Annotated in this window: 16 protein-coding genes; 13 read left to right on the forward strand and 3 right to left on the reverse strand. The window is 56.9% G+C overall.

Annotated elements, in window-relative coordinates; translation table 11 throughout:
- Positions 1 to 20 precede the first annotated feature (20 nt).
- The 8 genes from RR51_RS03480 to RR51_RS03515 all read left to right on the forward strand — a co-directional run bounded on the left by RR51_RS03480 (position 21) and on the right by RR51_RS03515 (position 6,227).
- Complete coding sequence (locus tag RR51_RS03480; RefSeq protein WP_039612626.1) at positions 21 to 581, forward strand: TetR/AcrR family transcriptional regulator; 561 nt, start codon at positions 21 to 23, stop codon at positions 579 to 581.
- Positions 582 to 675: 94 nt separating this feature from the next.
- Complete coding sequence (locus tag RR51_RS03485; protein ID WP_009681453.1) at positions 676 to 1,008, forward strand: carboxymuconolactone decarboxylase family protein; 333 nt, start codon at positions 676 to 678, stop codon at positions 1,006 to 1,008.
- A gap of 45 nt (positions 1,009 to 1,053) precedes the next feature.
- Positions 1,054 to 1,725: a DsbA family oxidoreductase gene (locus RR51_RS03490; protein ID WP_039612627.1), complete on the forward strand. Its 672-nt coding sequence runs from the start codon at positions 1,054 to 1,056 to the stop codon at positions 1,723 to 1,725.
- A 67-nt stretch (positions 1,726 to 1,792) separates the two neighbouring features.
- On the forward strand, positions 1,793 to 2,359 hold the full coding sequence (locus RR51_RS03495; RefSeq protein ID WP_039612628.1) for an OsmC family protein: 567 nt from the start codon (positions 1,793 to 1,795) through the stop codon (positions 2,357 to 2,359).
- A 28-nt stretch (positions 2,360 to 2,387) separates the two neighbouring features.
- Positions 2,388 to 3,485: an alkene reductase gene (locus RR51_RS03500; protein ID WP_082044636.1), complete on the forward strand. Its 1,098-nt coding sequence runs from the start codon at positions 2,388 to 2,390 to the stop codon at positions 3,483 to 3,485.
- Between the two features lie 48 nt (positions 3,486 to 3,533).
- The gene (locus RR51_RS03505) at positions 3,534 to 3,749 is read left to right on the forward strand and encodes a tautomerase family protein (protein ID WP_009681449.1); all 216 of its coding nucleotides are present in this window, start codon (positions 3,534 to 3,536) and stop codon (positions 3,747 to 3,749) included.
- A gap of 252 nt (positions 3,750 to 4,001) precedes the next feature.
- Positions 4,002 to 4,841: a class II aldolase/adducin family protein gene (locus RR51_RS03510; protein ID WP_009681448.1), complete on the forward strand. Its 840-nt coding sequence runs from the start codon at positions 4,002 to 4,004 to the stop codon at positions 4,839 to 4,841.
- Positions 4,842 to 4,913: 72 nt separating this feature from the next.
- A complete protein-coding gene (locus RR51_RS03515) occupies positions 4,914 to 6,227 on the forward strand; it encodes an MFS transporter (RefSeq protein ID WP_039612630.1) in 1,314 nt (437 codons plus the stop codon).
- A 28-nt stretch (positions 6,228 to 6,255) separates the two neighbouring features.
- On the opposite strand, the gene RR51_RS03520 is transcribed toward RR51_RS03515, so the two are convergent.
- On the reverse strand, positions 6,256 to 7,143 hold the full coding sequence (locus RR51_RS03520) for a LysR family transcriptional regulator (protein ID WP_039612631.1): 888 nt from the start codon (positions 7,141 to 7,143) through the stop codon (positions 6,256 to 6,258).
- 103 nt (positions 7,144 to 7,246) lie between these two features.
- Between RR51_RS03520 and RR51_RS03525 the strand changes: the two genes are divergently transcribed.
- Positions 7,247 to 8,200: an AEC family transporter gene (locus RR51_RS03525; RefSeq protein WP_039612632.1), complete on the forward strand. Its 954-nt coding sequence runs from the start codon at positions 7,247 to 7,249 to the stop codon at positions 8,198 to 8,200.
- Positions 8,201 to 8,243: 43 nt separating this feature from the next.
- Here the strand turns inward: RR51_RS03525 and RR51_RS03530 are convergent, their stop codons facing one another.
- On the reverse strand, positions 8,244 to 9,137 hold the full coding sequence (locus RR51_RS03530) for a LysR substrate-binding domain-containing protein (protein WP_039612633.1): 894 nt from the start codon (positions 9,135 to 9,137) through the stop codon (positions 8,244 to 8,246).
- A gap of 118 nt (positions 9,138 to 9,255) precedes the next feature.
- Between RR51_RS03530 and RR51_RS03535 the strand changes: the two genes are divergently transcribed.
- Positions 9,256 to 10,095, forward strand: coding sequence for a class II aldolase/adducin family protein (locus RR51_RS03535; RefSeq protein ID WP_046784304.1), 840 nt, complete (start codon positions 9,256 to 9,258; stop codon positions 10,093 to 10,095).
- 86 nt (positions 10,096 to 10,181) lie between these two features.
- Positions 10,182 to 11,489, forward strand: a complete 1,308-nt coding sequence (locus RR51_RS03540) for an MFS transporter (RefSeq protein ID WP_039612634.1) — start codon at positions 10,182 to 10,184, stop codon at positions 11,487 to 11,489.
- 39 nt (positions 11,490 to 11,528) lie between these two features.
- Here the strand turns inward: RR51_RS03540 and RR51_RS03545 are convergent, their stop codons facing one another.
- On the reverse strand, positions 11,529 to 12,242 hold the full coding sequence (locus RR51_RS03545; RefSeq protein WP_201775103.1) for a GntR family transcriptional regulator: 714 nt from the start codon (positions 12,240 to 12,242) through the stop codon (positions 11,529 to 11,531).
- A 128-nt stretch (positions 12,243 to 12,370) separates the two neighbouring features.
- Between RR51_RS03545 and ilvC the strand changes: the two genes are divergently transcribed.
- Together ilvC and RR51_RS03555 are read left to right on the forward strand one after the other, a co-directional pair.
- The gene (ilvC, locus tag RR51_RS03550; protein ID WP_039612636.1) at positions 12,371 to 13,387 is read left to right on the forward strand and encodes a ketol-acid reductoisomerase; all 1,017 of its coding nucleotides are present in this window, start codon (positions 12,371 to 12,373) and stop codon (positions 13,385 to 13,387) included.
- Positions 13,388 to 13,496: 109 nt separating this feature from the next.
- Positions 13,497 to 15,044, forward strand: a complete 1,548-nt coding sequence (locus tag RR51_RS03555; RefSeq protein ID WP_039612637.1) for a Rieske 2Fe-2S domain-containing protein — start codon at positions 13,497 to 13,499, stop codon at positions 15,042 to 15,044.
- Positions 15,045 to 15,093 lie beyond the last annotated feature (49 nt).

A 15,093-nucleotide genomic window follows, 5' to 3' on the forward strand; every position in this document is an offset into this window, starting at 1 on the left:
CGATTTTGGCAGGAGATTTTATGGCACTGGCAACACGGGACGCGTTAATTCAAACCGCTGAAGGGCTGATGCGTACCAAAGGTTACGCGGCATTTAGCTATGCGGATCTTGCCGATGCGGTTGGTATTCGAAAGGCGAGCATCCACTACCACTTCCCAACCAAGGAAGACTTGGGGATTGCAATCGTCGAAGAGTACGTATCGCGGGTGGAGGCTGAGTTCGAACGCATCGAAATCAATCACCCCACTGCATTGGACAGGCTTCATGCGTTCTTTGTGTTGTTCCGTGCAAGCACCGAAGGTGGGCTGCTGCCTCTGTGTGGCGCATTGGCTGCAGAAATGGCGGCTTTGCCTGATGGGCTTCAACGACAAACGCGCCGTTTCTTTGACGTGCAATTGTCCTGGTTGACCAAGGTCATGGATCAAGGAATTACCTCGGGAGAGGTTAGCAAAGGTCGTGGCGCCAGAGAAAAGTCGTATTTGCTGCTGAGCATCCTTGAAGGCTCAAGCTTCATTAATTGGGCTACCAACGAAGATGATCACGTGAATAAGTCAGTCATTCGGATGGTTGCAGAGTATTGACCTCTGCTTGAGAACAGGGCCGAAACGGGTCACGTGTCGGCCTTTTTTTGAAATGTCTTACCTATCAACCAGTAGGGTGGTAACTATGTCTAGCATGCCAAATTGGGAACAAACCATCACCGACGTCAGCGCCCGCCTAAAGGAGTTCGGCGCACATTCGCCTGACACCCTACGGGGTGTGGCAATGCTCGGTAACGCCGGCAACAAAACCAATCACCTGGACGCGAAGACTCGCGAGCTGATCGCACTGGCGGTGGCGGTAACGACTCGCTGTGACGGCTGCATCGCGTTCCATGCAGCGGAAGCCAAGAAGCTTGGCATCACGACCGAGGAAGTGGCTGAGGCACTTGGAGTAGCAGTGAACCTGAATGCCGGCGCGGCGGTTGTTTACAGCACCCACGTGCTGGATGCCATGGATCGTAGCTGATAGCCCAGGCCGTTCTTTGTGACAGCAGAGGTGCAGAGGAAAGTTATGAAAAAGATCACGGTTGAAGTCTATTCCGACTTTGTCTGTCCCTGGTGCTGGATAGCAAAGAAGCGGTTGGAGCAGGCAATCGGCGCTCTTCCGAGCGACGTAGAGGTTGAAGTTGTACCCAGGGCCTACCGCTTGGCCAAAGGCATGCAGCCCATCGCATTCGAGAAGGCACTGGTGCTGAAGACAGGTAGCCAGGCTCGTGCACAGGTCTTCATGGAAGCTATTCAGGAAGTCGCCTCTCCTGAGGGCTTGGACTACCGCTTCGATGTGATGCGTTTCGGGGACACCAGTGCGGCGCATCAGTACGTGAAAGCCATTTCGAGTCCGACGCTACAGGCGAAATATGTAGAGCGACTCTACGCAGCTGGAACTACAGAGGGGCGCGACATTTTCGATGAGCGAACACTTAAAGATCTTGCAGCTGAAGTTGGTGCTGCTGACCTCTTTGGATTCGATTCTTCGGAAGCAGCGATTCTCAGCGATGAAGCAACCGTTAAGGGCCTTGGCACCGGCATCCCATTGTTCGTTGTCAATGGCAACCGCTATCTCTCAGGGGCCCAAGAGGTTGAGGTGTTCTCGAAGGTGCTGAAATCAGCTGTTGAGGATCTTTCGAACGATGGAGAGAGCGTGAGTGGAGCAAGTTGCTCGATTTCTGGTTGCGAGAGCTGACCAGGCCATCGCCTTCACCTGTTTTTTAATTCTGATTTTTTATCCACGATTTTGAGAGGAACTGAAAATGGACAAGCATCTCAACGGTATCGATGTCGCTGCTCTGCAAGCCTTTGCACAGGGCGTCGCTGAAGATCCAGCCAAGCGTCACGCACGCTTCAAAATCAACACCAAGTGGGAACATCAGACCCGCACCGTGGCGACCATTGACCGCTTCCACCTGAGCGGCACCGACTACCCACGAAACGTCCAGATCGCGGCTGATGAGCCACTGGAACTGCTGGGTACCAACTCTGCCCCCAACCCGCAAGAGCTACTCATCTCTGGCCTGAACGCCTGCCTCTCAGTTGGCTATGTGGTGAACGCGTCGGCCATGGGCATCACTATCCACAGTCTGGAAATCGAAACCAGTGGTGAGCTGGATCTGCGTGGCTTCCTGGGCCTGGACGAGAGCGTCAACCCAGGCTTCGACGAGATGAGCTACGTGGTGCGCATCCACACCGATGCACCTGCAGAAAAAGTGGAAGAGCTACACCGCATTGTCACCAAGACTTCCGTGAACCTCGCCAACTTCTCGAAGGCCATCCGCATGGTGCCCAAGCTGGAAGTTATCGCCAGCCAACCAGCCGCCTGATTCACGAAGTCGTTTGCAGAGGTAGATCATGAAAAAGCTGTTTACTCCTTACGACCTGGAAGGCCTCAAACTCGCCAACCGCGTTGTGATGGCCCCAATGACCCGTACCCGGACGGAAGACAATGTGCCGTCCGAGCTGACCGCGCTGTACTACGCGCAGCGGGCCTCGGCGGGCCTAATTATCACTGAAGGCCTGCCGATCTCTGACGAGGGGCGCGGTTACCTGTACACCCCCGGCATTTACACCGACGAGCAGACCCGCGCTTGGCGCGAGGTAACTGATGCCGTTCATGCTAAAGGCGGCAAGATATTCGCCCAGCTGTGGCATGTAGGCCGGATGTCTCACGAATCGCTGCAGCCTGGCAACGCAGCGCCTGTTTCGGCAAGTGCCGAGCCTGCTGTGGGTACTACGGTTTACGCCTGGACTGCCCCCGGTGTGGCTGGCCCGGTCGCACCGAGTGTCCCGCGTGCTTTAACTGTGGATGAGATCCACCGCGTGACCGAAGACTTCGTTGCCGCCGCACTGCGAGCGGTGGATGCGGGCTTCGATGGTGTGGAGCTCATGGCGGCTAACGCATTCCTGTTCGACCAGTTCCTGAGCAGCCAAATCAACACGCGTACCGATGAGTACGGCGGCTCGATTCAAAACCGACAGCGCTTCTTACTGGAAACGGTCGACGCGATTGCTGATGCCATTGGCAGCTTCCGTGTCGGTGTTCGTATCTCGCCGTTTGGGCGCCTGTATGACCTTCGCCCGTACCCGGAAGAGGAAGCAACCTGGAACAGTGTTGCTGCCGAATTGAACGAGCGCGAATTGGCCTTCGTCCATCTGAACTACCAGCCAACACTGGACGCGGTTCCATTCCCGGATGGTTTCTACAAGCAGTTCCGCTCGCTCTATAAGGGCACGGTCATTGGCGCGGGTGGCTTCACCGCTGAGCTGGCAGAAGCGGAGCTGCAGAACGGCAATCACGATCTGATCGCCTTCGGCACCTCCTACATCGCCAACCCCGATCTGGTGGAGCGGATGCAAAACGGCTGGCCGCTGGCCCCTAGCGATCATTCCACGTTTTACGGTGTGATCGGGGCAAAAGGCTACACGGACTACGCGCCTTACCAGGCTTAATCAGGCGTGTTGATCATCGTAATACTCAATAACTGAAGGAGTGCTGTTATGCCATTGGTAACTGTGAAAGGCATCGAAGGTGTTTTCTCTGCCGAGCAGAAGGCAGAGATCATCAGCAAGATCACCGACGCCATGGTCTCGGTTGAAGGCGAGAAAATGCGTGGTGTGACCTGGGTCATCTTCGAAGAGGTGAAGAGCGGTGACTGGGGCATCGGTGGTGAGCTCATTACCACTGACAAAGTCAGAGCTATGCAAAACGCCTAACAGCCTTCCGACGCTGCATCGCAGCATCAGTGCAATGTGCCCTGGCGTTTACTCGCTCCAGGGCATTTTGCGTTTCAAGGGCTGAATTACGATCAGGCCCTCGAGAGCTTTCGTAATGCCGGCTTCATGCCGTAGATGCCAAACAGCCAAGACTGAATTTTATTGAGCCTTGCTTGAAAACGGATCGTTTGTCACCCCCACGCCAGATCGAGACCATGACGTCACCCCAAACAATAACCAGAGGTGGTAATCGTGGAATCGGTACTCAAACTTGACCCAACCGCAGGCGGTAAGAAGCGCATTTCGATTTATCAGCCTGAACAGGAAGGGCTCATCTTCCCCGAGATCCCTGAGTTCAAGAACTTCGAAGAAGAGCGTCAGTACCGCAAGAAGCACCTGGTGGCAGCGTGCCGCGCATTCGCTGAGCACAGCCTCGATTACGGCTTTGCCGGTCACCTGACCGTCCGTGATCCAGAGTTTCCTGAGCTGTACTGGACGAACCCGATGGCCGTTCACTTCTCACAAGTCAAGATGTCCAACCTGATCCTGGCCGACCACAAGGGCAAAGTAGTTCAGGGTGACTACGCTATCAACCGTGCCGGTTTCGTGTTGCACGCTGCCGTCCATGAAGCGCACCCGGACATCGTTGCGATGTGCCACGCTCACACCATCTACGGTGGCGCATGGGCATCCACCGGGCGTCCGCTGCTGCCGATCACCCAAGATGCTGCCGTGTTCTTTGAAGACCACGTCGTCATCACAGCAGAGGCTGGTGCCGTTGCGGTGGAGACCAAGGCCGGTAACGCCGTCTGCGATTACTTCAAGGACGTGCGCGCTGCTATTCACCAAAACCACGGCCTGCTGACCGCGAGCCGTCACAGCATCGATGAAGCCGCATTCTGGTTCATTGCCCTGGAGCGTTGCTGCCAGCAGCAGTTGCTGATCGAAGCCTCTGGCATCACACCGAAACTGGTCTCGCCAGAGCGTTGCCGCTACAGCCGTGAAAACGTGGGCAGCCCCTTCATTGGCTGGCTGCACTTCCAGGCGCTGTACGACAAGATCGCGGCTGAGCAGCCTGACATGTTCTCGTAACGCCCTCTGGCGCTGTCCGTCCGGGCAGCGCCTATTCCTTACCGCACAATAACAATGACTGGAGATAGGCAGATGCCTAATGCTCTTGATGCTGCCTGCGTCCCCGATTCGAGTTCCATTCCGGACGAGTCAAAGCTGTACGCGCGCTTAACCCTTCGACTGATCCCCTTCCTCTTTCTTTGCTACGTGTTCGCTTACCTGGATCGGGTGAACGTCGGCTTTGCCAAGTTGCAGATGCTTGACGAACTCAAGTTCAGCGAGACTGTGTACGGCCTTGGGGCCGGGATCTTCTTCTTCGGTTACTTCATCTTTGAAGTGCCGAGCAACATGATGCTGCACAAGATCGGCGCTCGTCGTTGGATCGCCCGCATCATGGTCAGCTGGGGTGTACTGTCAGCCTGTATGGTGTTCGTACAAACGCCCGCCATGTTCTACACGCTGAGATTCCTGCTGGGGGTTGCTGAGGCCGGATTCTTCCCAGGTATCATCCTTTACCTGACCTACTGGTTCCCGTCTTCCCGGCGCGGGAAAATTACTGCGATGTTCCTCACTGGCATCCCCATGGCGGGTGTCCTTGGCGGGCCACTCTCGGGGTGGATCATGTCGACCACACACGGGTGGCATGGCTATTCAGCCTGGCAGTGGCTGTTCGCCCTTGAAGCAATACCTTCGATCATCGCCGGCTTTGTCGTCCTCTTCTACCTGCGGGACAATCCGGACGATGCCAAGTGGCTCACCAAAGAAGAGAAGGCCGTTCTAAAGCGAAATCTTCAGGGAGAAGACCAGTCGCACCATGGACACTCTGCTTTCAGCGCCTTCACCAATCCCAAGGTGTGGCTGCTGAGCGCAGGCTACTTCGGCGTGATGATGGGCTTGAACGGAATCACCTTCTGGCTACCGTCGCTGATCAAGAACTCGGGTATTCAGAGTGCGGCGGAAGTCTCACTGCTAACCACTATCCCGTATGCCCTGGCGACGATTGCCATGGTCATGACCGGGCGGCATTCGGATAATGTACTAGAGCGTCGCTGGCATGCGGCGGTGCCTGCGGTGATCGGCGGCTTGGGGTTGGTGCTCGCCACCACTACAGAGCAAAACCCCATGCTGACGGTGGCATTTCTCTCGGTGGGGGCCATGGGCGTGATGACTGCTATGAGCCAGTTTTGGTGCTATCCGCCTGCATTCCTAGGCGGTGTAGCGGCGGCGGCAGGGATCGCGATGATCAACTCCATCGGCAACCTGGCTGGGTTCATTAGCCCCTACTTGATCGGCTGGGTGAAAGACACCACTGGCTCTACCAGCATCGCGCTCTACTGCATCGCGGCTGCGCTGCTGTGTGCTGCGGTGGTCTGCCTAGCGATGCCCAAATCGGTGGTGAACCGCTAGCAATCGAGTATCGATGCCCGCCGAGCGATCATGGCTGATCAAGGCGGGCGCCGACCGATTGAATGAAGGCGGAAAGGCATGGGTTGGAGTTCTCCATGTTCCAGACCATCCCTAGGGTGATCTCGGGTGCGTTGGTAATTGGAATGAACCGAACCGAATCTGGATTCGATTTCGACATGGAGGTCGGGATGATCGAGACGCCGAGACCTTCACCTACCAGATTGACTATCGTTCCTTGCAGCTGGGTGTACATCCGCACGCGAGGTTCGAATCCACTGTCTCGACATAGTTTGAAGATTGTGTCGTGCAGGGCGGAGGCTGTATCGCGAGGGCTCAAGATGAAGGGCTCATCAATGAGGTCTTGGACTGTTACCGACTTTTTGCGTGCCAGCGGATGATCAGCCGGTAATGCGATACTGAGGGACTCACGTTGCAATTCCCGAAATTGGTACGGTGGCTGAACCGTGGCTGTGAAGGTAAGCCCAATGTCGCATTCTCCCGTCTCTACCGCTTTCATCAGCGCACTCGGTATCAACTCGCTCAATTCCAGGTTCACACCAGGCGCGCTAGCGGCGTAGTCCTTGATCATCTTGGGTAGGCCTGACCAGGCGATCATGGACGTAAACGCGATACGCAACTCTCCCTTCTCGCCCCGAGCGACAGCTTGAGTGGAGCGAATCGCCGAGTCCATAGCCTGTATGACCAGCTGCGCGCTTCGTTGAAATTCGTAACCTGCTGAGGTGAGCTCCACCGACCGGGAGGTGCGAGCGAACAGCCGGCAGCCTAGCTGGGATTCAAGATCGGCAATCTGCCGACTCAGCGAGGGCTGCGCTACGTTTACCTGCGCTGATGCTTTGCCGTAGTGCAGGTGGTCGGCTAAGGCAAGAAAGTAGCGTAGATGGCGATGTTCGATCATTGATGCTCCAGAGGTATCGATTTGCTACTTGATAGTCATTGGACTGCATTGGTCGGCGATTTTAATCTATTCAGGCCTAAAATCCCCTCTAAACGTGGAAGTCATGTACACCGTCCTTGCAATCGTTTTGCCCATCTTTGCCCTCATCCTCGCAGGCTTCATCTGCCGCAAGACCAACCGACTCGGAGACCAGGCCGCCTCCGAGATCAACAAGATGGTGGTATGGCTCTGCCTACCCGCGCTGCTGTTCAAGGTGACCGCGACCGCGTCGTGGGCTGAAATCTGGCAGCCGGGCTTCATCATTTCCTTCGGTGCCGGCACGCTGGCCATTTTCGTCGCAACTTTGGTGTGGCGGTTGTGCACCGGCCATAGCCTTGCCACTTCAAGCATCGACGGCTTGAGCGCTGGTTATGCGAACACTGGCTACATCGGCATTCCGCTGTGTGCGATTGTATTCGGCCATCCAGGTCTTCAACCGGCGCTCATTTCGACGATCATCGTTGTGTGCCTGCTCTTCGCCATTGCGGTGATCTGCATCGAAATCGGCTTGCAGGAAGAGCGGCATCTCGGCAGAGCAGTAGGGGTCGTAGTGAAGGCGCTGTCCAAGAACCCTCTGGTGATTGCGCCCATCGCTGGGGCTGTCTGGGCAATGACAGGTATTCCGCTGGCTCACCCAGTCATGAGCTTCCTCGACATGCTCGCTACGGCTACCACGCCTTGTGCTCTCGTTTCGCTTGGCCTGTTCCTGGGCCAGAAAACGGTCAAGTCGACTGGAGGGAAGAGCAACCCTTGGCCGCTGGTCACCATCAAGCTCGTGGGACAGCCGCTACTGACCTGGTTCCTGGCGTTCAAAGTCTTCGCGCTGCAGTCGATGTGGGCCAATTCCGCGCTGTTGCTCAGCGCCTTGCCCACCGGCACCGGGCCCTTCATGCTGGCTGAATTCTATCGTCGGGAGGCAGGGCTTATTTCCCGCACCATCCTGATCTCCACCCTGGGTTCCCTGGCGACACTTACCGGGCTGATGATCTGGATGAATACGGGTACTGCAGGGGCCTAGGGTTAGCCGTTGCTGCTGACAGTGGGGCGGTGAAGGGCGAGCATCAAGCTTCGTGGATCTGGTTCATGATCCATTCCTTGAACCGCTCAATCTTGCGGCTCCCTTTCATCGAACCACGGTAGCAGAGGAAATGCATCTCCCGCTGCAAGGGGGGCTGATGCCCATTCAGTACGACCAGAGAACCTTGGCGCAACTCTGTCTCTGCCAGACGGGTGGACTCCAGGGCAATACCCAGCCCATCCGCTGCGGCAGAGAGGACGAGCGCGGCACGGTCGAACGACAAACCGCCCAAGTCTGCGCGTTCGGCAACCCCTTCATGGCGGAACCAGTCGCTCCAACGAACTGGGCTCAGTTGGGAGTCGATAAGTGAGCCAGGCTTAAGCAGGTGCGGATCGAGCGTCTGGGATGCGTCGAAAAACTGCTTCGAGCTCATTGGTGCGATGGTCTCCAGCCCCAGGGGTTCGGCAATCACGCCCACTCGCTGGATCGGCGCCCCGTAGGTGATCGCAATGTCGATCTCCTCGTGTCGGGTGAGCTCCGGGGGCGTGGCGCTGGAGGTGAGGCGGATATGAAGCGGATTCGGCTCACTGACGAGGCGAGCGAGGCGCGGTGAAAGCCATTTGGAAGCAAAGCTTGGCGAGCAGTGAACGGCCAGGTGCAGTTGCTCGGCGCTCGGCATCCACATAGAAAGTGCAGACTCCAGACCGTCGAGCGCGACGGTCAAGCGCTGGGCAAGCGCCCGGCCCTGCATCGTCAACTCCACCGAGCGAGGCTGACGTTTGAACAGCTCCATGCCCAGCGTGGCCTCCAGCTTTCTGACCTGGTGGCTAACTGCCGAGGCGGATAGATGCAGCTCATCGGCGGCGGCAACGAAGCTCTCCAGGCGCGCAGCAGCTTCAAATGCTTTGATTGCGGCGAAGTTAGGAATCTTTCTCATTATTATTAGGTTTAGGCTAAATTTAATTCAACCTTGGGTGAAAAGCCTTCGTTTGTCAATCCATACGCCTAAAGTCAACTATGGGTCTCCAAAAACAATAAAAGATGAGGTTGGCACTATGGATCCCTTGCTGCGGATTGAACCAGCATCTAACGGAAAGCGCCGCATTTCGGTTTATCAACCTGAACAGCAGGGTCTGATCTTTCCGGAAATTCCTGACTTTAAAAGTTACGAAGAAGAGCGGCAGTATCGCAAGAAACATCTCGTTGCAGCCTGCCGAGCATTCGCGAAACACAGTCTCGATTACGGTTTCGCTGGTCACCTGACAGTACGCGACCCGGAATTCCCGGAGCTGTACTGGACGAACCCGATGGCCGTCCACTTTTCCCAGGTCAAGCTGTCCAATCTGATCCTCGCGGATCACGAGGGTAAGGTGGTACAGGGCACCTACGCGATCAACCGGGCCGGCTTCGTTCTGCACGCCGCCGTTCACGAAGCGCATCCTGACATCGTCGCCATGTGCCATGCCCATACGATCTATGGTGGGGCGTGGGCTGCAACCGGGCGACCACTTCCGCCTATCACCCAGGATGCGGCAGTTTTCTTTGAAGACCACGTCGTCATCACTGCAGAGGCCGGCGCCGTTGCAGTCGAGGCCAAGGCCGGCAAGTCGGTCAGCGAATACTTCAAGGATGTGCGTGCGGCCATTCACCAGAACCACGGCCTGCTCACCGCCAGCCGGCATAGCATCGACGAAGCCGCATTCTGGTTCATTGCGCTGGAGCGGTGCTGCCAGCAGCAACTGCTGATCGAAGCCAGCGGCATCACGCCGAAGCTGGTATCGCCTGAGCGCTGCCGTTACAGCCGTGAAAACGTGGGAAGCCCTTTCATTGGCTGGCTCCATTTCCAACCCATCTACGACCAACTCGTGGCAGAACAGCCGGACATGTTCTCCTGACCCTCCCTGCAGCAGCGCCGAACCTGGAAAGGCGCTGCTGCACAATTCGACGCCTACAACTACAAAATCATTCGGAGATTGGCATCATGTCTAATACTCTAGAGGCACCCTATGCCGTCCAGGATTCAGCAGCTGAGTCCCAATTGTATACCCGTGTGGCCTTGCGACTTATTCCGTTTCTCTTTATCTGCTATGTGTTTGCCTACCTTGATCGAGTGAATATTGGCTTCGCTAAACTTCAAATGTTAGATGAGTTGAAGTTCAGTGAAACAATTTATGGTCTGGGTGCCGGGATATTCTTTCTTGGTTATTTCATTTTTGAAGTTCCGAGCAACATCATTCTGCACCGGGTAGGTGCGAGACGCTGGATCGCCCGGATCATGATCAGCTGGGGCATCCTTTCGGCCAGCATGATCTTCGTTCAAACGCCGACGCAATTTTACGTGTTGCGCTTCCTGCTCGGGCTAGCAGAAGCTGGCTTCTTCCCCGGCATCATTCTGTATCTGACCTACTGGTTCCCGCCGTCCCGCAGGGGCAAGATCACCGCAATGTTCATGACCGGCATACCGATGGCGGGCGTCATTGGTGGCCCTCTGTCTGGATGGATCATGGCTTCTACGCATGGTTTGATGGGGCACTCGGCTTGGCAATGGCTGTTCTTCCTGGAGGCGCTGCCATCGATCATTGCAGGTATCGTCGTGCTGTTCTATCTGCAGGACAAGATCGACGATGCCAAGTGGCTGTCTGCGAGCGAGAAAGAAACGCTGAAGCGTAACTTGGAGAAAGAGGGTGGGACGAAGGAAGTGCACTCGGTGTTCGGCGCATTCCGCAACAAGCGGGTATGGGTGCTGAGCTCAGGCTACTTCGGCTTCATGATGGGGCTATACGGTGTCAGCTTCTGGCTGCCATCGCTGATCAAAAGCTCGGGCATTCAGGAAGCCTCCACGGTGTCGCTGCTCACCACCATCCCTTATGCGTTCGCTACCGCAGCGATGATCTTCACCGGTCGTAGCGCTGACCGCAGCAAGGAGCGTCGTTGGCATGCCGCTGTGCCGGCAGTGCTCGGCGCGACAGGACTGGTGCTCAGCACCCTGACGTCGGGTAACCCTGCGGTTTCGCTTGTCTTCCTGTCGTTGGCAACCATGGGAATCATGACCGGGCTTTGCCAGTTCTGGTGCCTGCCTCCCGCATTTTTGGGTGGTGCTGCGGCTGCGGCGGGTATCGCCATGATCAACTCGGTCGGTAACCTGGCTGGCTTCATCAGCCCCTACATGATCGGCTGGGTGAAAGATGTCACCTCATCCACTGACCTGGCGCTGTACTGCATCGCAGGCTCGCTGATTTTCGCGGCGTTCATCTGCCTCATGATGCCCAAGTCCATCGTCAATCGATGAACTCCTCCAGGCGGGTGCCCGGTTTCCCGGGCGCCTGTCTTACCCTTGCGACAGCAGATGACCGACGCGGTCGATCAGGTTTTCCCTGGCTTGCGTGGTATGGATGTCGGTCAGACTGCCTGCTGCCTCGACATCGCCAGCTGAAATGGCAGCGGCGATTTCCTCGTGCTGATCCCAGATAGTGTCGCGTTGGGCTGAAGATTGCAGCACAGCGCCCATGGCGCGGCGCAGGTGCACCCAATAAACCTGAGCGCTCTGGGCGATCAGCGGGTTTCCGGACGCTTCGTAGATGGCGTTGTGGAAAGCCACATCTGCGTCGATCATTTCCTTGATGTTCTTGCCCTGGGAAGCTTTCCGACCACGCTTGATCAGCGCAGGGTCGAGCTGGAATTTGCGGGCAGCGGCCATCTTGGCAGCCAGATTGTCCAGGGCCCCTCGAATCAGGTAGAGGTTACGAATCGAGTCCGTCGTCAACGGGGTCACCAGCAGGCCTCGCCCCGGCGCATCCTGAACAAGGCCATCCTTCTTGAGCAACCTCAGCGCCTGCAGCACAGGTGACCGGGAGATGTTCATCTGCTCGGCGATTTCTTCCTGCGTCAGGCGTGCGCCGGGTGCCAGCGAGCCGTCGCTAATGGCATCGAGCAGAGCCTTGTAAACCTCATCCACGTAGTCCGTGCGCGACTGGATACGCTTGAGCGTGCTTGTCATTGATTGACCTCGCCGAAGATCGGCTTCCCCCACTGAAAGCTGCATTGTCCACTTTCTCCCGTGTCATTCAAATTTTCCTTGACTCCCGTTGATTGTAGGTCAAGACTGTGAACTCTGTATACAGAGTACAGAGCACGAAATCCTGAACACGAAAACAAGAAGGTCTGACTGACATGAAGCTGTTCTACGATAAAGATGCTGATTTGAGCCTGCTGCAGGGGCTCTGCGTGGCGATCATCGGCTATGGCGCTCAGGGGCATGCTCACGCCCAGAACCTCCGTGACAGTGGCATTGATGTCATCGTCGGTTTGCGTCAGGGTTCGGCGTCGTCGAGGAAGGCGCTAAATGCCGGTCTCGCGGTGAGCACTGTTGCTGAGGCCGTCGCCCAGGCAGACCTGGTCATGATGCTGATTCCTGATGAGCTGATCGCGGATGTTTACCGCAGCGACGTCGAGCCGCATCTGCGCCGCAACGCCGCCCTGGCCTTCGCCCACGGTTTCAACATTCACTACGGTCAGGTAAAGCCTCGCGCCGACCTTGATGTGATCATGATCGCGCCTAAAGCGCCCGGTCACACCGTGCGTTCGACTTATCAAGCAGGCCATGGTGTCCCGGCACTGATCGCCGTGGAGCAGAACACCTCCGGCCATGCAGTCGAACTGGCCCTGGCCTACGCCTCTGCCATTGGTTGCGGCAAGGCCGGCATCATCGAAACCAACTTCCGCGAGGAGACCGAGACTGACCTCTTTGGTGAGCAAGCCGTGCTCTGCGGTGGCACCGTCGAGTTGATCAAGCTCGGTTTCGAAACATTGGTGGAAGGCGGCTATTCGCCTGAACTCGCCTATTTCGAATGCCTGCACGAACTCAAGCTGATCGTCGACCTGATCTATGAAGGCGGCATCGGCAACATGAACTACAGCATCTCCAACAACGCCGAATTCGGCGAGTACGTCAGCGGGCCGAGGATCGTGCCGGCTGAGACCAAGGACAGAATGCGTGAACTGCTCACCAGTATTCAAAATGGCGAATACGCCAAGGACTTCATCCTGGAAAACAAGGCAGGCAATCCCACGCTCACTGCCCGGCGTAGCCTGCTGCAACGTCACCAGATCGAAGTGGTCGGTGAGCGCCTGCGCGGCATGATGCCGTGGATCCAGGCAGGCGCTCTGGTCGACAAATCCATCAACTGATACCCCAAGGAACACAAGCAGTACCCGTAGCAACATTGCGTTCGAACAATATGTATACAGAGTACGAATACCGTATCCCGTATCTAACAATAAGCCTGAGGCAATGAAAATGACTGAGAAATTTGATAAGCATGATGATCAACGTGGTGCAGGCGGCAACGGCGCTGCCGTTCCCAAGAAGCTGATCGCTTACGGTGGCTACTACACCAACAACACTCCGAACCATGACCCAGAGCTGACCGAAACCGGCCCCGGCACGCCAGCTGGCGAGTACCTGCGTCGCTTCTGGCACCCGGTCTGCATGTCGTTGGAGCTCACCGATACGCCTCGCTTCCTGAAGATCATGGGCGAAGAGCTGGTGGCATTTCGCGACGGTAGCGGCCAAGTAGGTGTGCTGCATGCCCACTGCTGCCACCGTGGTGCTTCGCTGGAGTACGGTGCCATTCAGGAGAAGGGCATCAAGTGCTGCTATCACGGTATGGTCTTCGATGTGGATGGTGCCTGCCTCCATGTCCCGTTCCCTGCCGGCGAGGAAAAGGAAGGCGAGAAATATGCCTGCTCTATCCGCCAGGGTGCCTATAAGGCGTTCGAGCGTCACGGGTTGGTGTTCGCCTACATGGGCCCGCCTGATGAAGAGCCACCGTTCCCAGAATGGGAGCAGAATTTCACTGTGATGGAAGGCGACGAGCTGGTTCCTTACAGCAACTTCCAGCACTGCAACTGGCTGCAGGTGCAGGACAACGCGGCTGACAACTTCCACCCCACGGCCCTGCACTCTGCGAAAAACGTTGTGGGCGGTCAGTTCCAGGGCACCACTTTCGACGAAGTCGGCGCCGCCTCGATGGAAGTCGCTCCGGACATGCAGTTCATCCCGGTTCACCAGGGTCGTAGTCTGGCTTGTGCCGGCGCTCGTCGCGTGAACGACGACCGCATGTTCCTGCGCATTCAGCACCAGGTGCTGCCGAACCTCAGCCTGCATGCCTACACGTCGGAAGACGGTTCGGCGAAGAAGCTGTTCAGCCGCTTCCACATCGTCCGCTGGACTGTCCCTGTGGATGACGAAAACTCCAAGATGATTGGTTGGCGCGTCATGGGCCCAGGCATCGACACCCGTGGCGTCGGTGACAAGAGCATGGTCGGGTACGAGACCATCGACTTCTTGGAAGGCCAGGTGGCCATGCGTCGTCCAGAGCGCTTCGGCAAATACAAGCTCGAAGACATTCCACCGATTCCGTCCAACCACCGTGAACGTCACAATTACAAGGAAGCTCAGTACGCTCCAGGGGACTACGAGGCCATCATCAGCCAACGTCCAATTGCGGTGCACTCGCTGGAGAACCCGACCAAGTTCGACGCCGGCCTGTATGCGTTCCGCAAAATGCTGCGCGATGGCATCCGTGGCACCAACCCGCAAGCTGCGGCAGCTGGTTTCGCCCAGTGGCTGCGTGACATGGGCGGTGAGCCGAACAGCTACTGCACCGGCAACGTGTTCAACATGCCCAGAGCCGCGACTCCGGAACAAGAGGTTATCAATCGCCGCAAGCTCGCAAGGGAGGCAGTGGCCATCCTCACCGAAGCTGACAAGCTCAAGGGCAAGGAGCGTGCGGATTTCGTCACGGCACGGTTCGAGCAGTTGGAACAGAGCTTCAAAGAATAATAAGAAGAAAGCGCGGGCCCTGGGCTACCTGGGGCTCCCGTGCCTTGGT

The organism is Pseudomonas sp. C5pp (genome assembly GCF_000814065.1).
In the GTDB taxonomy this organism is placed as follows: Bacteria; Pseudomonadota; Gammaproteobacteria; order Pseudomonadales; family Pseudomonadaceae; genus Aquipseudomonas; species Aquipseudomonas asiatica.